At 72.7% G+C, this 20,492-nt stretch carries 18 protein-coding genes and 1 pseudogene; 7 read left to right on the forward strand and 12 right to left on the reverse strand.

Annotated elements, in window-relative coordinates:
* Window positions 1-14: 14 nt before the first annotated feature.
* Complete coding sequence (locus tag AB0G11_RS03145) at window positions 15-2,051, reverse strand: cellulose binding domain-containing protein (protein WP_357583636.1); 2,037 nt, start codon at window positions 2,049-2,051, stop codon at window positions 15-17.
* Window positions 2,052-2,183: 132 nt separating this feature from the next.
* Window positions 2,184-3,524 carry a hypothetical protein gene (locus tag AB0G11_RS03150; protein ID WP_357583638.1) on the reverse strand — a complete coding sequence of 447 codons (1,341 nt, stop codon included), beginning with the start codon at window positions 3,522-3,524 and terminating at the stop codon, window positions 2,184-2,186.
* Between the two features lie 28 nt (window positions 3,525-3,552).
* Here AB0G11_RS03150 and AB0G11_RS03155 point away from each other — a divergent pair, with 28 nt between their 5' ends.
* The 3 genes from AB0G11_RS03155 to AB0G11_RS03165 all read left to right on the forward strand — a co-directional run bounded on the left by AB0G11_RS03155 (window position 3,553) and on the right by AB0G11_RS03165 (window position 6,170).
* Window positions 3,553-4,128: a hypothetical protein gene (locus AB0G11_RS03155; protein ID WP_357583640.1), complete on the forward strand. Its 576-nt coding sequence runs from the start codon at window positions 3,553-3,555 to the stop codon at window positions 4,126-4,128.
* Window positions 4,119-4,691 (forward strand): hypothetical protein, encoded by a 573-nt coding sequence (locus AB0G11_RS03160; protein WP_357583642.1) that lies wholly within the window; start codon window positions 4,119-4,121, stop codon window positions 4,689-4,691. The genes AB0G11_RS03155 and AB0G11_RS03160 overlap by 10 nt, the downstream gene beginning before the upstream one ends.
* A gap of 144 nt (window positions 4,692-4,835) precedes the next feature.
* Window positions 4,836-6,170 (forward strand): MFS transporter, encoded by a 1,335-nt coding sequence (locus AB0G11_RS03165; RefSeq protein WP_357583644.1) that lies wholly within the window; start codon window positions 4,836-4,838, stop codon window positions 6,168-6,170.
* Between the two features lie 13 nt (window positions 6,171-6,183).
* Here the strand turns inward: AB0G11_RS03165 and AB0G11_RS03170 are convergent.
* The 4 genes and pseudogenes from AB0G11_RS03170 to AB0G11_RS03185 all read right to left on the reverse strand — a co-directional run.
* Window positions 6,184-7,155, reverse strand: a pseudogene (locus AB0G11_RS03170) (CU044_5270 family protein); the annotation flags it as partial.
* Window positions 7,152-7,676: a sigma-70 family RNA polymerase sigma factor gene (locus AB0G11_RS03175; protein ID WP_308125807.1), complete on the reverse strand. Its 525-nt coding sequence runs from the start codon at window positions 7,674-7,676 to the stop codon at window positions 7,152-7,154. The pseudogene AB0G11_RS03170 and the gene AB0G11_RS03175, both read right to left, overlap by 4 nt.
* Window positions 7,677-7,757: 81 nt before the next feature.
* Window positions 7,758-8,447, reverse strand: a complete 690-nt coding sequence (locus AB0G11_RS03180; protein WP_357583646.1) for a hypothetical protein — start codon at window positions 8,445-8,447, stop codon at window positions 7,758-7,760.
* A gap of 100 nt (window positions 8,448-8,547) precedes the next feature.
* A complete protein-coding gene (locus tag AB0G11_RS03185; protein ID WP_357583648.1) occupies window positions 8,548-9,801 on the reverse strand; it encodes an acyltransferase in 1,254 nt (417 codons plus the stop codon).
* A gap of 78 nt (window positions 9,802-9,879) precedes the next feature.
* Here AB0G11_RS03185 and AB0G11_RS03190 point away from each other — a divergent pair, with 78 nt between their 5' ends.
* Complete coding sequence (locus AB0G11_RS03190; RefSeq protein ID WP_357583650.1) at window positions 9,880-10,788, forward strand: alpha/beta hydrolase; 909 nt, start codon at window positions 9,880-9,882, stop codon at window positions 10,786-10,788.
* Between the two features lie 48 nt (window positions 10,789-10,836).
* On the opposite strand, the gene lpdA is transcribed toward AB0G11_RS03190, so the two are convergent.
* A complete protein-coding gene (lpdA, locus tag AB0G11_RS03195; RefSeq protein WP_219506551.1) occupies window positions 10,837-12,216 on the reverse strand; it encodes a dihydrolipoyl dehydrogenase in 1,380 nt (459 codons plus the stop codon).
* 41 nt (window positions 12,217-12,257) lie between these two features.
* Complete coding sequence (locus AB0G11_RS03200; protein ID WP_219506548.1) at window positions 12,258-12,632, reverse strand: tautomerase family protein; 375 nt, start codon at window positions 12,630-12,632, stop codon at window positions 12,258-12,260.
* 19 nt (window positions 12,633-12,651) lie between these two features.
* Between AB0G11_RS03200 and AB0G11_RS03205 the strand changes: the two genes are divergently transcribed.
* From AB0G11_RS03205 to AB0G11_RS03215, 3 genes are read left to right on the forward strand one after another with little or no spacing between them, the layout of a single operon-like run.
* On the forward strand, window positions 12,652-13,302 hold the full coding sequence (locus AB0G11_RS03205) for a response regulator transcription factor (RefSeq protein ID WP_357583652.1): 651 nt from the start codon (window positions 12,652-12,654) through the stop codon (window positions 13,300-13,302).
* Between the two features lie 6 nt (window positions 13,303-13,308).
* On the forward strand, window positions 13,309-14,361 hold the full coding sequence (locus AB0G11_RS03210; protein ID WP_357583654.1) for a quinone-dependent dihydroorotate dehydrogenase: 1,053 nt from the start codon (window positions 13,309-13,311) through the stop codon (window positions 14,359-14,361).
* A gap of 53 nt (window positions 14,362-14,414) precedes the next feature.
* Window positions 14,415-16,556: an ATP-dependent RecD-like DNA helicase gene (locus tag AB0G11_RS03215; RefSeq protein WP_219506541.1), complete on the forward strand. Its 2,142-nt coding sequence runs from the start codon at window positions 14,415-14,417 to the stop codon at window positions 16,554-16,556.
* Window positions 16,557-16,559: 3 nt separating this feature from the next.
* Here AB0G11_RS03215 and AB0G11_RS03220 read toward each other — a convergent pair whose 3' ends face one another.
* The 4 genes from AB0G11_RS03220 to AB0G11_RS03235 form a co-directional block, all read right to left on the reverse strand.
* Window positions 16,560-18,146: a beta-N-acetylhexosaminidase gene (locus AB0G11_RS03220; RefSeq protein ID WP_219506540.1), complete on the reverse strand. Its 1,587-nt coding sequence runs from the start codon at window positions 18,144-18,146 to the stop codon at window positions 16,560-16,562.
* Complete coding sequence (locus tag AB0G11_RS03225) at window positions 18,143-19,003, reverse strand: N-acetylmuramoyl-L-alanine amidase (RefSeq protein WP_357583656.1); 861 nt, start codon at window positions 19,001-19,003, stop codon at window positions 18,143-18,145. Before AB0G11_RS03225 ends, AB0G11_RS03220 begins: the two co-directional genes overlap by 4 nt.
* 47 nt (window positions 19,004-19,050) lie before the next feature.
* A complete protein-coding gene (locus AB0G11_RS03230; RefSeq protein ID WP_049572779.1) occupies window positions 19,051-19,299 on the reverse strand; it encodes a hypothetical protein in 249 nt (82 codons plus the stop codon).
* A gap of 118 nt (window positions 19,300-19,417) precedes the next feature.
* Entirely contained in the window at window positions 19,418-20,431 is a 1,014-nt protein-coding gene (locus AB0G11_RS03235) for a LacI family DNA-binding transcriptional regulator (protein ID WP_219506537.1), read from the reverse strand.
* Window positions 20,432-20,492: the final 61 nt, after the last annotated feature.

Here is a 20,492-nt window from a genome sequence, read left to right on the forward strand (position 1 = left end):
CCAGCGGCGGCCTCTCACCCGGCCGCGCAGACCGTGCCGTTGAGCCTGAACACGGACGGAAGCACGTTCGGCCCCGAGTAGTTGCCCACGAAGCCGATCGTGGCCGACGCCCCGGTGGCCAGGGCGCGGTTGCCGGGCTCGCTGACGGCCTTGACCGCCCGCCCGTCCTGCGTCCAGACCGCGCTCCAGCCGCTCCCCAGACTCTGCCAGCTTCTCGGCCAGGCGAAGTCGAGGGTCCACCCGTCGATCGGCGCGCCGGTGTTGGTGACGTCGATCGACCCGACGTAGCCGCTCGACCAGTCGGACTGGACGCTCAGCCGTACCGAGCACGAGCTGGTGGCGGGGGCCTTCGTGGTGAACGTCAGCGGCGGCGAGGCCCAGGAGAGGCCGCCGCCGGCGTCGCGGGCGATCACGTTGACCGTGTAGCGGGTGCCCGGCCGCAGGTTGCCTGCCGTGAACGAGGTGCCCGAGGTCTCGCCGAGCTGCTCGGTGACCGCGCCGTGCTGGCGGTGGATCTCGTACTTGGCGATGGGCCGGTCGCCGGCCGTGGCGCGCGGCCAGGTGATCGTGGCCTTGGTGTCCGTGACGGCCGACGCGACAGGCTGGGCGGGGGCGGCGGGGCTGGACCGGTCGGCGGCCGGCTTGAGGACGATCGTCGTCAGCGACAGCGGCGGCAGCGTCTGGCTGGTGGCGCTGCCGCTGGTCGCGGTGGTGATGGAGGTCGCGCCGTTGGTGTGGGTGAGCACCGTCGGCGCGCCGGCCGCCGGGGTGTAGCCCGCGTAGTCGATCGCCGCCGCGTACGAGGTGTCGCGCGAGGTGTTGATCATCATGACCGCCAGGTCGCCGTTCGGGCGGCGGGCGGCGTGTGCGCTGACGGCGGGCGTGTCGCTCGCCGCCCGGACGAACTGGTCACCCGGCCGGGCGAACCTGCCGACCATCTGCAGCGCGTAGTAGGGCGCGAACGGCGTGTTGAACGCCGGCTCGCAGACCGACCCGTCGGCGGTGCACGTCCCGCTCGACAGCAGGCCGAAGTCGCCGTAGTCGGTGTGCCCCTCGACCTCGGTTACCGTGCCGATGCCGTTGTGGACGTTCCACCACTCGACCGTGAACACGCCGTTCGCCAGCAGCGTCGCGTACGCGTCGGCGGCGGCCAGCGCGCCCGGCTGGGTATTGGTGCCGTTGCTGCTGGAACCGGTGTTGAACTCGGTCATCGCGATGCCGATCCGCTCCGCGCCCGGCCCGGCGAGCCTGGCGATCTGCTCGCGGGTGAGCTGGATCATGTCCGGTACGTGTCCCGTGCGGTCCAGGGCGCCCGGGTACCAGTGCAGGACCACGAAGTCGATCTTCGAGCCGGCGGTGGACAGGACGACCTCGTTCCAGCTTCCCGCGTCGCCCTCCGCCCTGATCGCGTCGGGCCAGTTCGCGGGCGTGGTCAGCACCGCGCCGATCTTGATCGTGGGGTCGACCGCCTTCATCGCGTCCGCGTAGGTGACGACGTGCCTGGCGTACTCGGCCGGGCTCTTGTCCGCGTGGTTGTCGGCCTCCCACGCCGCGCCGTAGTGGCCGTTGCCGTAGTTCTCGTTGCCGATCTCCCAGTACTTCACGCCGTAGCCCTTGGTGACGTTGGCGTAGCGGACCCAGGCGGCGGCCTCCGCGGCCGTGCCCGTGCCGTAGTTGGCGGTCACCATCGGCTGCGCGCCGGTGCGGCGGGCCCCGGCCATGAAGGTGTCGAAGTCGGTGTTCGGCGCGACATAGCCGCCGGGGGCGGTGTGGTCGGCCCAGTGGTAGATGTCGGAGTACGAGCCGCCCGGGTAACGCAGCAGCCGCACGCCCGCGTCCTTGAGCAGGTCCGCGGTCTGGTCGCTGCCCAGGTGCGCATCCCAGATGGCGTGGTTGGTCCCGATGCCGGTCTCGGGCACGCCGGCCAGCGCGGCACGGGTGTTGACGGTGATCTCGACGGGGACGCCGTCGTCGGCATGGGCGGTGGGGGCGTTCAGGGCGGTCAGCGCCAGCAGGATCGCGGACGCGGAGCGCAGCAGGGTTCTCGGCATCGGTGCACCTCGCCGTGGCAGTGGTTCCTCACTCGACGCCTCCTCCTGACCAGGAGACGACATGATCATGAGTGGCGCGCGGCGCACCCGTCAAACGACGCTGAAACTTTCACCCCGGGTTCGGTCCGCTGCTCAGCGCCACAGTTTCCCGGTGGACAGGTCGAGGTTGTAGACCCGTTCGGACCAGGCGGCGCGGACCTGGAAGGCGCCCTTGGCCGACCAGCCGAGCCCGGAGCCGAGGCTGTCGTCGCCGCGGAACACCGGGGTGACCGTGCGCAGGCGCTCGCCGGTCTTCACGTCGTAGGTCGTGACCCGCCCCTCGTCGTCGATGACGACCAGGCGGTGGCCCTTCGGGTGCAGGTGGTAGGCGTCCCCGGCGGGCAGGCTCATGCGGGGCTTCCCCTGGTGGTCGAGGACGAGGGCCCGCGCGGCGGTGGCGGCCACGATGCCGCTCTTGCCGAGGTCGTGGACGCGCCGGACGTCGGGGAGCTCCAGCGTGCGCCAGGTCCGGGTGTCGATGATCCGCGCGCCGTCCCGGACCAGAGCGAGGTACCTGTTCTGGCCGGCGAACGTGACCTTGGGCAGCTCGGTGTCGGCCAGCGCGCCGGTGAGCGGGCGCGCGCCCGCCTCGTCCTCGTACACCAGGCGGCGGTCGTGCCGGTGCAGGTAGACCAGGGCCCTCTTGTCGGGGCTGCGGATGAACGGGGCCGGCCGGGGCGCCTTGCCGGGGATGACGACGTACGGCGCGGCCTGCGGGAACGGCTGACCGTTGACCAGCCAGCCACTGCAGTCGGCCGCCACCTGCGTGGTCCACGCGCAGGAGGGCGCCTTGTACGTGCGCACCGTCTCGAAGCTCGGGCGGCTGTCGGAGAACGTCAGGGGCGGCGTGTACGCGGGCGGCTCGGGGAGCACCGGCAGGCCGGGGGTGAGCAGCGCGGCCGACAGCACGATCGCGGTCCCCGCCAGATAGAGGCCGCGCGTGGACCAGCGGCCGATGGCCAGCTCGGCCGGGGCGCTCGCCGGTTCGCGCCGGGCGGCGAACGTCACCGCCACGGCCACGGCGATCAGGATTCCGGTGTGCGCGATCCGGGCCGCGGTGACGTCTCGCAGGAGAAAGGCGGTCGCCGAAACGGCGCCGGCCAATCCGAGGAGCCATGCGCCACGATAAATGCGCGCCTCGTCGTACGCGTTGGAGGCCCTCCGAGAGAACACCACGGAAACCGCGCACCAGCCGAGCACCAAAGAGAACGGGTCATTGGTGAGCCCCGCCACGGGAACGGCGACGACGAGCGCGATCAGACGCCATCGGCGCACGGCCCGGAAATGGCCGACGACCTGTTCGGCGTCGGCCGCGGTGACGGTGAATCCGGTCTGCGCGGCGAACCTGTCGAGCCGTTCCCGGCTGACCGGCGAGGCGGCTGCCAGCACGGTGAGCAGGGCGGCCACCCAGAGAATCAGCGGGGGTATTGTCACGAGATGCCACCATATATGGTTTCACCTCGTGGCTTCCGATGAAATTTGGCAGCAATACGGCGTCACCTCTTGGCGTGCCGAACCGGTCCGATTACGCGTGGTGATCTGGACGTCGTTTTCGCTCGTCATGGTGACCGCGTTTCTCTGGGGGACCGGGGCGGTGACCCCGCATATCAACTGGAACATCAACTCCTTCTTCGCCGGCGCCTGGGTGGACGAGAAAAGCGGCGCCCTGTCCACCAGGTTTTTCGTGGAAATCGAGAACGAGGGGTCCACCACCTTCACCGTCTCCGGCCTCTCGATGAACATCCCCGGCCTGCGGCTGCTGCCGGCCGAGAACCCCGGGGCGGAGAAGGTCACCGTCGAAGGAGGCGACATGGAGGTGATGGAAAGGCACGTCGCCATCACCGACTGCGCGGCCGTGCCTCACACGCCGCAGCCGGTGCGGTTCACGTACGAGACCTATCTGGGGGCACGGACGGCGGAGGTCACCTGGGACTCCTGGCAGCTGACCGGGCCCGACGGCGCGACGGTCCCGGTCGCCTGGCAGCGCGGCCTGTCCGACAAGGTGTGCAGCGAAGCGGTGAGCGACGAATGGTCCTGACGAACCCCCACCCGCGCGCCGCGTCCGGCGGTCTCATGCCGCCCGTCGCGCTGATCGCCACCGGTCTCGTCATCGTCTACGCCGCCCTCCGGCTCGACGGCTTCGACCTGCTCCTCGACCCGGCCGGCTGGGCCATGTGCGCGGTCGGGCTGTCCCGGCTGCGAGGCGTCTCCCTCCATCCGGCCGACCCGGCGGGGGCCGCCGCCACCACGTTGATGGTCGTCCTGTCGAGCGCCGACCTCCTGATAACCGGCCCTGCCGGGCCGGACTCGTCCCCGGAGCAGGTGCTCAGCCTCGCCGAGAGGGCCGGCTCCCTGCTCGCCGTCTGGCTGATCGGCGAGATCGTGGCCGGGCGGCTCCGCTCCGGCGGGCACGCGTCCCGCGCCGCGCTCCTCGACGTGCTGCGCTGGGCGGTCGCCGCGCTGGGCGTCGCCGGCATGCTGGCCCCGTACGGCTACGCCGGGCTGCCCCTGGCCGTGACCGTCGCCTGGTTCGCGGCGCTGGTGGTGCTCGTCGTCGTCCTCTACCGCTCGGCCAACCTGTCCTGCCTGGACCAGCCGTAAGGCACGCCGGCGTAGCCGTGTAAGGTGATCGCCATGTTCCTCACCCGTGCCTAGGCCACCGCCCGGCCGCACCGACGCGTGCGGCGTGCCGGTGTCCTTCGCACGTCTCAGCGCCGCGACGCGCTGCCTTCCTGAGGAACCTTCATGTCTCCCTCCTACGTCGCCGTCCTCTCCCACCCCGGCGCCGCGCGCGCCTTCGGCTTCGCCCTGCTCGGGCGGCTGTCCTACGGGACCGTCTTCCTGTCGCTGACGCTGGCGCTCACGGCCACCGCCGGCTCCTACGCGCTCGCCGGCGGCGTCCTGGCCCTGTTCGGGCTCGCCGTGTCCGTCCTGTCTCCCGTGCGGGCCTGGCTCGTCGACCGGTACGGGCCGCGCCGGGCGCTGCCTCCGATGGCCGGGCTCTATGCGGCACTGCTGGGCTGCCTGGCCGTGCTCACCTGGCAGCCCGGGGCGCCCTGGTGGCTGCTGGCCGTCCTGGCCGCAGCGGCGGGCGGGTGCTCGCCGCCGCTCGGGCCCGTCATGCGCACGCTCTGGAGCGACCTGCTGGGCGACCAGCGGCTGCTGCAACGCGCCTACAGCCTCGACACCGTCGCCGAGGAGCTGCTCTACATCGCCGGCCCGTTGCTGGCCGGGCTGGTCGCCGTGGTCGTCGATCCGGCGGCGGGCGTGGCCATGAGTGCCTGCCTGGTGGCGACCGGCACGTTCGCCCTCGTCACGTCGCCCGCGATGCGGCCCGGCGCCGCCCCGGCCGCCGCCCGCCGCCGGGAACGCGGGCCCGGCGTCCGGGCGCTGTTCACGCCCGTCGTCGTCGCGGCCGCGCTGGGCCTGTGCCTGGGGGCGCTGACGCTGCTCGTGGTCGTCTTCGCCCAGCGGCAGCAGCAGCCCGCCGCCGTCGCGTGGGTCGAGGCCGCGCTGTCGGCGGGCAGCGCGGCGGGCGGCCTGGCCTACGGCGCGATCGCCTGGCGCGCGTCGGGGGCGGTGCGGTTGCGCCTGCTGGCCGCCGCGCTCGGCCTGGCCGTCGCCGCGGCAGGAGCCGTGCCGAACCTCGCCGGGCTGGCCGGCGCGGCGGCGGTCGCCGGGCTGTTCGTGGCTCCCGCCTTGACGACCGCCTATCTCCTGGCCGACGAGCTGGCCGGGCCGCGGAACAGGACCCAGGCCGGCGCGTGGGTGAACACCGCCTTCAACGCCGGCAACTCCCTCGGCACCGCCGGCGCCGGGCTCGTGGTGGAGCGGCTGCCGCTGGAGTGGTGCTTCGCGCTGGCGGGGGCGCCGCTGCTGCTGGTGGCGATCATCACGTCGCCGCGCCCCCGGCGCGATGTCACGGCCTGCTGTCGGCCCAGCCCGCTTCCAGCACCGTCGTCGTGCCCACCACGGTGCCCGGCTCGTGCCCGGCGTGCGCGTCGCCCGGCTCGACCACCACGCTCTCGCTGGCCAGGCCCCGCCCGGTCTCCTGGTCGAAGATCAGCCGGGTCTCCATGACGCTGTCCCTGACCTTCTCCTCGACCGCCACCGCCGCGCCCTGGCGGCCCTCGGCGTCGGTCACGTTCTCGATGACCTTGACCGAGTCCAGGTCGGCGAGCATCCGGAAGGCGGCGGCCCGCACCTCAGGCGTGACCGGCATGTCCAGGATGAGCCCGGTGCTCACCCGGTACAGCCACGGGTCGGAGGCCATCGGCACGCTCTCCGACTCGGTGTCGTGCCCCTTGTACGAGCGCAGCAGCCACGCCTTGAGCCTGCCCGGATCGGACGGCAGCGCGCGCAGCTCCTTCATGGTCACGTTGCGGCCCAGCCAGAACACCTTGTCACCGTCGACCAGCGGGCTGAAGCCGCCCCACGGCTTGCGCGGCGAGGTGGACAGCGTGATCGCGCGCGGCTTGCCGGGCACCTTGACCTTGAACTCGCGGGGGGAGCCGGCCCGCCGCCAGGCCGCCTCGTCCTCGGGCGTGGCCGGTCGCGCGCCGAGCGACTGGTAGGTGCCGCCCTGCTCGCCGCCGGTCGCGCTGGACGTCCAGCCCTCGCTCCGCTGCCGCTCCACGACCGTGTAGCCGCCCTCGGCGACCTGGTGCAGGGTGCGCTGCATGGTGGACGTGTGCCACCACGCGCCCATCTCGTCGGGCTGGCTGCCGGCCTTCTCGGCGGCGGCCAGCAGCACCTCGCGCGCCGACAGCCGCACCTTCGTGGCGGTCGCGGTCGCGGTGGCGGTGGCGGCGGGCTGGGCGACGGAGTCGGGGGCGCTCGGCGGCGCGCCGCCCGTCCCGGTCACGACGACGGCCGCCGCCGCGACCGCGGCCGTGGCCCCGGCCAGGCTGATGCCCCACACCGGCCGGACGACCTTCCGGCCGCGCCGCGCCTTGCGCGGGTGCGACATGGCGTACGTGAGCTCCCTGGCCCGGGTGCCCTCGTCCACCGGGGCGTCGCCGAGGTGTGCGGGCCGAGCGGCACGCAGCTCGTCCATCGGGTTCATGACCACTCCTCGCTGAGGTTGTTGCGCACTCGGGGACGGGACGGCCCGGCGGGCTCCATGGCCTGCTTGAGCCGTTTGCGGGCGCGGTGCAGCCGGACCCGGAACGCGGCGGTCGAGCAGCCGACGACCCGCGCGGCCTCCTTCGGCGACAGCCCCTGCCATGCCACCAGGACGAGGATCTCCCGGTCGTCGTCGCCGAGCGCGGCCAGCGCCTGGAGCACGCCGATCCGCTCGGTCACCTGGTCGGCCACGTCCCCTTCGGTCCAGGCGCGCAGCTCCTGCGCGAGCGCCTCGCGCCTCGCCTCGGCGCGGATGGTGTCGCGCAGCACGTTGCGCGCCACGCCGAGCAGCCAGGGCAGCGCCGGGTCGGGCACGTCCTCCAGCCGCCGCCAGGCGATCGCGAACGTCTCGCTCACGACCTCGTCCGCCACCTGACGTCCCGAGCGACTGACCACGTACGCCCACACGCGTTGCCGGCATTCGTCGTACACGCCGGTGAACCGGTGCTGATCATCCGTCACCGCCCCGCCCCTTCGTTCCGGATGTTTCTGACACCCGGTAGTGGTCCGAGCAGTCCCGTTGTTACCGCATGATCGGAAAAATCAGCCCACCAGGCCCAGCAGGTACGCCACCGGCACCAGGCCGACGGTCAGCGCCACGGCCCACCAGCGGGGCGCCGGTCCCGTACGCAACGTGGTGACGCCGAGCGGGACGAGCGCGACGGCCAGCCCGGCGAGGGCGACCAGCGAGACCGGGTCGCTGCTGCCCTTCAGCACGCCCAGCGGCAGCGCGGCCGTAAGGCCCAGCGCCACGCACCGGGCCACCCCGAGCGCCCGCGCCCGGTACGCGCCCACGGCCAGCACGATCCAGCCCACCATGATGCACACGTTGACCGCCTTGAACACGTGGAAGGCCCCGTACGTGCCGGCCACCACGCGCTGCGCGGCCTCCAGCCCGAGCACGTCCACGAGCTGGAACGCCAGATGGCTCACCCCGGCGTGGAACACCCGCCCGAACAGCCCGAGCACCACCAGCGTGACGCCCCAGCGCCCCCAGCCGGGCTCCAGCCGCCGGGCCAGCCCCGTCACCGCCGGCCACAGCAGCACCACCCCGGCCGCGAACAGCCCGTAGGACAGCGTCATCTCGCCGGGCCGGGCGGCGTGGGCGGCGAGCTGCCCGGTGAAGAAGTCGTCCGCGCCGATCCGGGTCAGCACCCCGGCCAGGAGGAGCAGCGGGCCGAGGATCATGCCGACGCCCTCGACCCAGCGGCCTGGCAGCTCTGTTGATGTCATGCCCGCCATTCAAGTGACGCGGGCGGCCGTTCTCACTGGTGCGCGGAGGAGAGGTGAGGGTAGTCCTGGCACCACCTGGACCCGCCGGCGCCAGGCAGCTTCACCCGCCCCCCGGACTGCTCCGCCGCGCGTTTGACGATCCCGTGGATCGAGCGGCGATCCGTCGTCCCAGGCGCTGCGCCGGAGCCTCCACGAGCCGGTACGTGAGCGCCGAGCAGCCCAGCAGCACCGCCACGACCAGCGCCCCCAGCCCCACCCGGTACGGCCAGGCGACGGCGGCCGGGTCGTCGAGGAAGCCGTCGACGATCTCCAGCAGGATCGGGTGGATCAGGTAGACCGAGTAGCTCACCATCCCCAGCCACGCCCACCACGCGGGCACCCGCCGGTCGGCCAGCAGCATCCCCGCCCCGAACGTCGCCCACGCCGCCAGGACCGCCGCCACCCACGGCAGCGGGTCGCCGTCGTGCCACAGCAGCGCCGCCCCGGTGGCCGCCACCGGCACCCCGCCCGCGACGGCCCAGCCCCGGCCCCGGGAGATCTGCCCCGCCTGCCACCGGTACAGCGCCGTGCCCGCGAACATCGTGGCCAGGATCGTCAGGCTCTGCCAGGCCGGGATGCGGCTGTTGACCGCGATCAGCCCCAGCGGCAGCACCGCCAGCGCCACCGCCCCGGCCCGCCGCAGCGCCGGGCGTGAGCTGAGCACGCCCGCCAGCCCGCCGCCGCCCAGCACGACCGCCGCCAGCGTCGTGACGAGCGTCGGCCCCCGGTGCGTGAGCAGGATCGTCGGCAGCACCCCGCCGGCGACCACGGCCAGCACGCCGAACCCGGCCGCCACCTCCGCGCTGCGCCGGTGCCACCGAGCCACGAACAGCGCCGTGACCAGCAGGTAGAAGGCCATCTCGTACGAGAGCGTCCACAGCACGTTGACGACGTTGGGCGCGTTCAGGAGGTCCTGGAGCATCGTCAGGTGGGCGAGCGTGGCCGTGACCGGATTGTCGGTCAGGTATACGTGGATGCCGTCGATCCCCGTCACCACCAGCAGCAGCGCGGCGCACACCACCACCGCCCACAGCGGGTAGAGCCGGAAGCCCCGGCCGATCCAGAACCCGGCCACGCTGCCCCGCCGCTCCAGCGACGCCGGGATCACGTAGCCGCTGACCAGGAAGAACACGATGACGCCGTACCAGCCGGCGTCGAACCACGGGCCCGTGACGCCGCGCAGCTCGGGGTAGAGCGGGTTCAGCGCGTGCTCGTACACGACCACCAGGGCGGCCAGCCCGCGCAGGGCGTCGAGCCAGCCGAGCCGGGGGCGCACGGGGGCGGCCGTGCTGGGGGAAATCTCGGTGTTTGTCATCGGAAGATCGACAATATCGCTTAGTTGACACTGACTATCCTGTGGCTAATAGTTGATGTCAACTATCAGGAGGGTTTCATGGACACAGGACACGTCACCTCCGCGGACGGCACCGTCATCGGGTTCCACCGGCTCGGCGCCGGGCCCGGCCTGGTCGTGCTGCACGGCCAGATGGAGTCGGCCCGCAGCCACCTGGAGCTCGCCGAGGCGCTGGCCGGCACGTACACGGTCTATCTGCCGGACCGCCGGGGCCGCGGGCTCAGCGGACCCTACGGCCCGCACCACGTGGCGGACCGCGAAGCCGAAGACCTGGAAGCGCTCCTCGCGCACACGGGGGCCTCGCGCGTCTTCGCCGTCAGCGTCGGCGCCCTCGTCGCCCTCCACACCGCCGCTCGCCACCGCGCGGGGAGCACGGGCTCACCGAAAGAGCACGCGGGCGGCTTACGGACGGCGGGCGCGGGACTGATCCGGGAGCTGGCCCTCTACGAGCCCGCGCTGTTCGTGGACGGACCGGCGCCCACGGCGTGGCTGGAGCGGTACGAGCGGGAACTGGCCGCCGGGCGGGACGCGGCGGCGCTGATCACGGCGATGAAGGCCGCCAGGCTCGGTCCGGCGATCTTCGACCTGATGCCGCGCCGGCTGCTCGACGCTCTGTCGGCGCGCATGCTGGCCGCCCAGGACCGCAAGGCGGGCGACGGCGACGTCACGATGCGGATGCTCGCCCCGACCCTGCGCCACGAGACCCGCGTGGTGGCCGAGCTGGCCCGCTCCCAGGCGGCCTACGGCGCGGTCGGCGCGCGGACGCTCCTGCTCGGCGGCAGTCGCAGCCCCGCCTACTTCAAGGCAGCCCTCGACGCCCTGGAGCGGGTCGTCCCCGGCGCCGCCCGCGTCGAGCTCGCCGGGGTCGGCCACAGCGGCTCCGGGAACGCCGACACCGGCGGCAGGCCGGAGCGCGTGGCCGCCGAGCTGCGCCGCTTCTTCGGCTAGCGGCCACGACGGCGCCGGTCGCCGGGCAGGCCGTCCCGGCCGTCGGGCTCACATGTTGATCATGTGACCGGACAGGCCGTGGATCGCCTCCTTGACCGCCTCGCCGAGGGTCGGGTGGGCGTGCACGTTGCGGGCGACCTCGTGCACCGTGAGGTCCCACTGCTGGGCCAGCGTGAGCTCCGGAAGCAGCTCGGTGACCTCGGGGCCGATCAGGTGGGCGCCGAGCAGCTCGCCGTACTTCTCGTCGCTGATGATCTTGACGAAGCCGGCCGAGTCGCCCAGGCCGTGCGCCTTGCCGTTCGCGGTGAACGGGAACTTGGCCACCTTGACGTCATAGCCCAGGTCACGGGCCTGCGTCTCGGTGTAGCCGAAGCTGGCCACCTGCGGCTGGCAGTAGGTGGCGCGCGGGATCATCACGTAGTCGAGCTCCATGGTCTCGACCCCGCCGATCGTCTCCGCGGCGATGATGCCCATCGACTCGGCGGCGTGCGCGAGCATGAGCTTGGCCGTGACGTCGCCGATCGCGAAGATGTGCGGCACGCTCGTGCGGCAGCGGCCGTCGACCGCGATGGCGCCCCGGTCGGTGAGCTGCACGCCGGTCTTCTCCAGGCCGTAGCCGTCGACGCGCGGCTGGAAGCCGATCGCCTGGAGCACCTTGTCGGCCTCCAGCACCTGCTGCTGCCCGTCACGCGACACGGTGACCTTGACGGCGGAGCCGGTGTCCTCGATGTTGTCGACGCGGGTGGAGGTGAGCACCTCGATGCCGAGCCGCTTGTAGCGCTTGGCCAGCTCGGCGGAGACCTCTTCGTCCTCCAGCGGCACGATCCGGTCGAGGAACTCGACGATGGTGACCTTGACGCCGTAGTTGTGCAGCACGTACGCGAACTCGACGCCGATGGCGCCCGCGCCCGCGATGATGATGCTGGACGGCAGGTCCTCGGAGAGGATCTGCTCCTCGTACGTCACCACGCGCTCGGAGAGCTGGGTGCCGGGGATCAGCCGGGTGGTGGCGCCGGCGGCGACGATGCAGTGGCGGAAGGTGATGGTCTCGCCGTTGACCTGCAGCGTGTTGGCGTCGAGGAAGGTGCCCCGGCCGTCGTACTCCGTGATGGAGTTCTTCTTCATCAGGTAGTGGACGCCCTTGACCCGGCCGTCGGCCACCTTGCGGCTGCGGGTGAACGCCGCGCCGTAGTCGAAGCTGACCTCGCCGCTGATGCCGAAGGTCTTGGCCTCTTTGGTGAAGATGTGGGCCAGCTCCGCGTTGCGCAGCAGCGCCTTGGACGGGATGCAGCCCACGTTCAGGCAGACGCCTCCCCAGTATTTCTCCTCGACGACCGCGGTGCGGAGCCCGAGCTGGGCGGCTCGGACGGCGGCCGTGTATCCTCCCGGACCGGCGCCGAGAACGACGACGTCATAGTCTGTGCTCATGACTCGGACCATACCGCCCGCCCGCGCACGGTCCTGACGCGCTATACCTCGACCCGGTAGGACAGCGTCAACTCGTCCGCCGGAACGCCCCGGATGCCCCAGTTGACCTGCGGCATCTCGATGATGGTGATCTCCACGTCCTGCTTCGGATACGGCAACGTGTCGTAGATCTCGCGGATCAGCGCGCGCTTGGCCTCGTCACTGCGGCCGGTGAAGCAGACGATCTCGATGATCAGATAACCGTCGCCGCGCTGCGGGCAGATGAAGTCGTCGGCGTCGAGCAGCAGGAACCGGTGGAACCTCTTGTCCTCGGGCAGCCCCCACGCCTTGACCACGCACTGGTGGAGCAGGTCGGAGACCTCCTTCTGGTGTCCGCCCCACACGTCCCTGCGCCCGTAAACCTTCACCTGTGCCATGTCGGCCAATATAGAGCGTGTGATTCGCATACTGCTGGCCGACGACGAGGCCATGATCCGCGCCGGGGTGCGGGCCATCCTCGCCTCCGACCCGGACCTGGAGGTGGTGGCGGAGGCCGGCGACGGCCGCGAGGCGGTGGACCTGGCCATCAGCCACCATCCGGACGTGGCGCTGCTCGACATCCGCATGCCGAGGCTCGACGGGCTCGCGGCGGCGGCGGAGATCCGCAGGGCGGCGCCGGGCACGGCGGTGGTGATGCTCACCACGTTCGGCGAGGACGACTACATCGCCAAGGCGCTGGACGTGGGCGCGAACGGGTTCCTGCTGAAGTCCGGCGACCCGCGCGAGCTGATCGCCGGGGTGCACGCCGTCGCCGACGGCGCCGCGTACCTGTCGCCGAAGGTCGCCCAGCGGGTCATCGAGCAGCTGGCCGGCGGCCGGATGGCGCGCGGCGCCGCCGCCCGCGACCGCATCGCCGGGCTGACCGACCGCGAGCGTGAGGTGCTGGCCCTGCTGGGCGCGGGCCTGTCCAACGCGGAGATCGCCCGCACGCTGCACATCGTGGAGGGCACGGTCAAGGCGTACGTGAGCGCCATCCTCACCCGGCTCGACGTGCGCAACCGCGTACAGGCCGCGATCATCGCCCACGAGGCTGGATTGGTAGCCTGACCCGTGATGTATCGCCTCGTGTTCACGCAGGTCTTGCGGCGGTTCGACGCCGAGGCCGTGCACCATCAGACCGTCAGGGCCCTCGCGATCCTCGCCAGGCTGCCCCTGCTCAAGCGATCCCTGCACCGGGCTCTCGCACCGCACGACCCGGCCCTGCGGGTGAGCGCCTTCGGCGTGCACTTCCCGGGGCCGCTCGGGCTCGCCGCCGGCTTCGACAAGGACGCGGCGTGCGCGGAGGCGGTGGCGGCGCTCGGCTTCTCGCATGTCGAGGTCGGCACCATCACCGCCCACGGCCAGCCGGGCAACCCGCGTCCGCGCCTGTTCCGGCTGGTGCCGGAGCACGCGGTCGTCAACCGGATGGGGTTCAACAACGCGGGCGCCCGCGCCGCCGCCCGCCGCCTGCGCCGCACCCGGGGGGTGCCGGTCGTGGTGGGGGTCAACATCGGCAAGACCAAGGTGGTGCCCGAGTCGGGCGCGGTCGCCGACTACGTGACCAGCGCCAGGACGCTGGCGCCGCTGGCCGACTACCTGGTGGTCAACGTCAGCTCGCCCAACACGCCGGGACTGCGCGACCTTCAGGCCGTCGAGCTGCTGCGCCCGCTGCTCAAGGCGGTCAAGGAGGTGGCCGACGGCACGCCCAGGCGCACCCCGCTGCTCGTCAAGATCGCGCCCGACCTGGCCGACGAGGACGTCGACTCCGTCGCCGATCTCGCGGTCGAGCTGGGCCTCGACGGCATCATCGCGACCAACACCACGATCCGCCACGCGGGCGAGACGGGCGGCCTGTCCGGCCGCCCGCTCAAGGAACGCTCGCTGGAGGTGCTGCGCCGCCTGCGCGCCCGCGTGGGCGACCGCCTGACGCTCGTGTCGGTGGGCGGCGTGGAGGACGCCGACGACGTGTGGGAACGCCTGCTGGCCGGCGCCACGCTGGTGCAGGGCTACACGGGCTGGATCTACGGCGGCCCGCTGTGGGCCTCCCGCATCCACCGCCAGCTCTCCAGACGCGTACGCCGCCACGGCCTGAAGTCGATCACCGAGATCATCGGCCGCACGGCATGACCGGCGCCCCGGGGACGCCCTCGACTGTCGTAGCCGCGGGTTAGTCTCCGGGCGTGAAGGTAGAGGCCTCCGTCGAGCAGCTCGTCTTCGTCGACGACGACCACTACACCGTGGCCCGGATGAGCTCCGACGACGCCGGCTCCTTCGTCGCCGCGGGCCGGCCGCTGGCCGGGGTCCAGCCGGGGGAGCGGCTCCAGCTCGCCGGCGCGTGGGAGTCGCACCCGCGCTTCGGCCGCCGCCTGGCCGTCAAGCAGTGCGAGCGCGTCGCGCCGTCCACCGTCCGCGCCATCACCCTCTACCTGGGCTCCGGCCTGATCCGCGGCGTCGGCCCGCGCCTGGCCCACGCCATCGTCAGCCACTTCGGCGAGCAGACGCTCAAGGTCATCGACACCGAGCCCGAGCGGCTGCGCGAGGTCGTCAACATCGGCGCGATCCGCCAGGCGCAGATCGTCGAGGCGTGGGCCGAGCAGAAGGCCGTGGCCGAGCTCATGGTCGCCCTCCAGGGGTTCGGCGTCAGCCCGCTGCTCGCCGCCAAGCTCTACCAGGCGTACGGGCACGACGCCCTCCACGTGCTGACCAAGGACCCCTACCAGCTCGTCGGCCGGGTGCGCGGCATCGCCTTCCACACGGCCGACCGCATCGCGCTGCGCTCCGGCGTGCCCGAGAGCAGCCCGGCGCGGCTGCGGGCGGCGGTCCTCGACCGGCTGGAGGCGGCGGCCGCGGGCGGTGGCCACTGCTTCCTGTCGCTGCACGCGCTGGTCACCCAGGTGGTGGCGCTGGTCGAGCAGGACGAGCGGCCGGTCAGGCGGGCCGTCGACGCGCTCAGCGCCGAACGGCGCGTCGTCGTCGAGCCGTCGCCGTCCGACCCGGGCCGGCTCGTCGTCTACGGCAAGCAGGAGCACAGCCGCGAGGTGGCGCTGGCCGGACACCTGGCCAGGCTGCTGCGGGCCCGCTCGACGCTGCGGATGCGCCCCTACTCCGAGGACGAGCGGCTGCACGAGGACCAGCGCGCCGCCGTCAACCTGGTGCTGACCAGCACCGTCTCCGTGCTGACCGGCGGGCCGGGCTGCGGCAAGAGCCACACCGTGGCGGCGATCGCCTCGACCGTGCGGGCGATGGGCGGCTCGGTGACGCTGTGCGCGCCGACCGGCAAGGCCGCCAAACGGCTGTCGGAGCTGACCGGGCTGCCCGCGATGACCGTGCACCGGCTGCTGTCCGCCCGCGCCGAGCCCGACGACGGCGCGCTGTTCGCCGACGACCCCGCGCAGGCCGACCTGATCGTGGTGGACGAGGCGTCGATGCTCGACCTGCACCTGGCCACCCGGCTGGCCGCCGCCGTGCCGTCGGGCAGCCACCTGCTGTTCGTCGGCGACAGCGACCAGCTGCCCAGCATCGGCCCCGGCAGGGTGCTGGCCGACCTGCTCGGCGTGCCGGAGGTGCCGCGCGTGCGGCTCACCCACGTGTTCCGGCAGGCTCACGACAGCGGCATCGTCCGGGCCGCCCACCGCATCCGCGCCGGCGAGCTGCCCGACCTGCCCGGCGGGGGCGGCTTCTGGTTCGAGGAGCTGGACGACCCGGTCAAGGTGGCCGATCGGGTCATCGAGCTGGCCACCGAGGCGATCCCCCGCAAACAGGGCGTCGAGCCCGGCCAGGTGCAGGTGCTGTGCCCGATGCGCCGGGGCGAGACCGGCGCCACCGAGCTCGGCCGCCGCCTCCAGGACCGGCTCAACCCGGCCCGCGAGGGCGTCGCCGAACACTGGGCGGGCCCGTCGGTCTTCCGGCCCGGCGACCGGGTGATGCCCATCCGCAACAACTACGACAAGGGCGTCTTCAACGGCGAGACCGCCACCGTGACCGCCGTCGACCCGCGCGAACGGCTCGTCGAGCTGCGCACCGACGACGGCCGCGCCGTCCCCTACACCTTCGACGAGCTCGACGAGCTCACCCACGCCTACGCGATCAGCGTCCACCGGGCCCAGGGCAGCGAATACCCGTTCGTGGTGGCGCCGGTGGTGGCCGAGGCGGGCGGCGTCATGCTCCGCCGCAACCTGCTCTACACGCTGGTCACCCGGGCCAAGGCATGGGTGGTGCTGGTCGGCGGGCGCGACGCGCTGGAGCTGGCCGTGCACCGGCTGGGCGGGCGGCGCAACACCGCCCTGTCCCACCGGCTGGCGCTCCAGCTCGCCGCGCCGTGACCGTCAGACGCTGGGGCGGGTCGACTCCGCGTCGTGCGTCATGCCGTCGATGCGCGCCAGCACCGCCGTCACGTCGACTACGCCCGGCCGGTGCGGACGGCGGCGCTGCCACGGGCGCGGCCCCGCCTGCGGCCTGTATTCGACGCCGAGTGCGTCCAGCCTGCCCAGGTGCGCCTCCAGCCGCTCGGTGAAGCCCTCGCCGCCGCCCCAGGCGACGTCGGCCAGCGCGCACGTACGGGGCCACAGCCGGTAGTCGAGCACCCGGCCGTCGGGCACCCGCTCGCTCCAGAGCTGCGCCTGCACGCCGATGACGCGCGCCCGCTCCTCCTCCGGCCACTCGGCCGGCGCCGGCTCGAACGCGGCCACGTCCGCGACCGTGATCGTCTCGCCGATCGCCATCGGCTCCTCCGCCGAGGCGGCCTCCGCGTAGTCGAAGTAGAGCGGGAACACCGGCGTGGCCACCACGTCGTGGCCGGCGGCGGCGGCGCGGCGGCCGACGTTCATGCCGCGCCACGGCATCACCACCGTGTCCTGGCGCAGCCGCCCGCTGACGAACGCCTCGTCCCACACCACGGCCCGCGCCCCGCGCTCGGCCAGCGCGTCGGCGAGCTGCCGCAGGAACCACGCCTGAAGGTCGTTGGCGCCCGCCAGGCCCAGCGACTCGCCGTAGGCGGTGATCTCCGCCGAGGCGGCCCACTGGTCGAGCACCACCTCGTCGCCGCCGATGTGCACGTACGGCGTCTCGCCGAGCGCGCCGAGCAGCTCGTCGAAGATCGTCGTCAGGAACTCGACCGTCGGCGGCAGCGGCGACAGGATCGCGGGGGAGATGCCCCACCGGTCCAGCACCTCGTGCGGCTCCCCGGTCGCGCCGAGCTGCGGGTAGGCCGCCAGGATCGCCGAGGCGTGCCCCGGCACGTCGATCTCCGGCACGATCGTGACCGCCCGGGAGCGCGCGTACGCGGCCAGCTCCGCCAGGTCGGCCAGCGTGTAGTAGCCGCCGTGCGGGATGTCGTCGTACGCCTCGGGCTCGCGGTAGAAGTGGGTCGCGGTGCGCGGCCGGTGCGAGGCGACCTCGTGCAGCAGGGGATAGGCCCGGCTCTCCACCCGCCAGCCCTGGTCGTCGGCCAGGTGCAGGTGCAGCCGGTTCAGCTTGTGCACGGCCATCAGGTCCAGCAGCCGCATGACCTCCCGCTTGGGGAAGAAGTGCCGGGCCACGTCCAGGTGCAGGCCGCGCCAGGCGAACCGGGGCGCGTCCTCGATCCGCACGCCGGGCACGTTCCACACCTGGCCGGCGCCGAACCGGTAGGCGTCGGCGGGCAGGAGCTGGCGCAGCGACTGGGCGGCGTAGAAGGCCCCCTCCCGGCCGCCCGCGGCGATCTCGACGCCGCGCGAGCCGACCGACAGCCGGTACGCCTCGGCGCCCAGCGCGGGGTCGAGCCGGGTGGCGACGGCGCCGTCGTCACCGGGCAGCAGGTCCAGTCCGGGAAGCGCGGTCCGTACGGGCTCGATCAGCGGGCCGGAGACGGTGGCCCCGGCGGCGAGCTCATAGGAGCCGGAGAGCGGGTTGTGCAGCGATGGGCGAGGAATCATGTAGTGAGATAGTGCTGCAAACCGTTGGCCAAAGCCAGGGCGATGCGCTGGCGGAACTGGGCGTCACGGAATTTGGCCGCCTCGGCCGCGTTGCGCATGTTGCCGCACTCGACGAAGATCTTCGGCACCGTCGACAGGTTGAGCCCGCCCAGGTCGTTGCGGTAGTCGAGGGCCTTGTTGCCGATGTAGGTGGAGTAGGGCAGCCCGGTGCCCTTGCGGAAGGCGTCACGCACGGCCACGCCCAGGTCGGACGACTGCTTGACCACCGGGTCCACCGGGCCGTTGATCTTCTTCGGCATGATCACGTGGAAGCCGTGGTTGGCCGGGGCGGAGCCGTCGGCGTGCACCGAGATCGCGGCGTCGGCCTTGCTGCGGTTGCCGATGGCGGCCCGCTCGGTGATGCACGGCCCGACGCCGGTGTTGCTGGAGCGGGTGAGCTTGACCGTGGCGCCGCGGTTCTTGAGAATCTTGACGAGCCGCTTGGAGACGTCCCAGGTGAAGGCCGCCTCCGAATAGCCGTCGTTGGTGGCGGTGCCCGTCGTGTCGCACGCCTTCCACTGGGTCAGCACGTTGACCTTGCGGTTGATCGCCTTCGGGTTGCGCGCGTTGCCGCCGTTGTGGCCGGGGTCGATGACGACCGTCTTGCCCTCCAGCGGCTTGGGCGCCGGGGCCCGCTCGGCGGGGGCGGGCGTGCCCGACTCGTCCGTGACGACGGCCGGGGTGCGTGCCTGGGAGCCCGCCTGCGTGGCGGCCGGGTTGGCGGCCTGACCGGCGGCGGTCCCGCCGGAACCGGCGCCGCCGCACGCGGAGATGATCAGGCCGCAGACGGCCAGGACGGAGGCGGGTAGAGCGCGCATGGGCTCCAACTTACGTGAAACCCGCCCCCGGGGAGCCGCGAAACGCCTCACCAGACGTGTTCGCCGACCTCCTGCCGCTGCAGCAGGGCGGCCAGCTCCCGCGCGTCCTCGGCGTCCAGGCCGAGCACGACGCGGGGGCGGCCCCACGGGTGGTCGAGGGAGTGTGCGACGTAGCTGGCCACGGATTCCGCGCCGACGTCCGTCCCCCGCCCGCGCCCGGCCCGCCACTGCGCCCAGGCGCGTTCGAGCTCGGCCGCCGCGCGCTGGGCGCAGGACACCAGTTCCGGATCACGCATGACTGTTCCCCCCGGATCAGATCGTGGCCGGACCGAATCCGGCCACAATTAGCATGACCCTGACGAGTAAACAGCCGGGGGGCGCGGTCACGGGGCGTGTTGACCCAGCTTTGGCCCGCTATTGGGCCGGACCCGTGCTGCGGCGCACGATCAGCTCGGGCGTGATTTCGCGCAACCGGGCGCCCTTGCCCGGCTCGGAGATGCGGTCGCTCAGCAGCGTGGCGGCCGACCGGCCCATGGCGCGGCGCGGCTGGTCCACCGAGGTGAGCGAGACGTGGTTCGAGGCCGACAGGTGGGTGTTGTCGTAGCCGACCACGGAGAGGTCTTCGGGGACGCGCAGGCCCAGCTCGGTGGCGGCGGAGAGCACGCCGAGCGCGAGCACGTCGTTGGCGGCGAAGATCGCCGTGGGCCTGGGGTCCCGGGTCAGGAGGGCGATGGCGGCGTCGTGGCCGCCGTTCTCGGTCGACTCCGCGGCTTCGACCATGATGTACGGGGCGAGGGAGTGCCTGCGCATGGCCACGAGGTAGCCCTCGCAGCGGGAGGGCCGCGGGCCCTCGATGTGCGCGATGCGCTTGTGCCCGGCCTCGACCAGGTGGTCGATGGCCAGCCGGGCGCCGAGCCGGTCGTCGTCGACGACGATGTCGACGCCTTCGAGCTCGATGTCACGTTCCCCGACGACGACCGTCGGGGTGTAGGAGGTCGCCTCGATCAGGGTGGCGCTGGTCGGCGGGATGCCCAGGAGGACCAGCCCGTCGACCCGCAGCTCCAGGAAGGCCTCCACGGCCTCGTCCTCGAAGGCGGGATCCCACTGGCTGTTGCCGATCAGCATGCGTAACCCGTCGCCGTGCAGGCTCTCCTGCAGGCCGTCGAGGAACTCGGCGTAGAAGGGATTGTGCAGGTCGGCGACGAGCGCGCCGACGAGGTGAGTACGGCCTTCGACCAGGCTGCGGGCGACCGCGTTCGGCCGGTAGCCGAGCTCGCGGGCGGCCTGGAGCACTGCCTGGCGCCGGTGCTCGCTCACGTGCGGGGATCCGCGCAGCACGAGGGAGACCAGCGATTTCGAGACGCCGGCTCGTTCGGCGACGTTGCGGATGGTGGGCCTGGGCCGGGGCAGCGTATCTACCTCTCTCATGTCGGTGATGGTCGGAGTCTTGACGGGCGGTCCTGACATGTGTCTCCCCCGCGATGCGAAG

Origin of the sequence: Nonomuraea sp. NPDC023979, assembly GCF_040639085.1 — a bacterium.
Lineage (GTDB): Bacteria > Actinomycetota > Actinomycetes > Streptosporangiales > Streptosporangiaceae > Nonomuraea > Nonomuraea ceibae.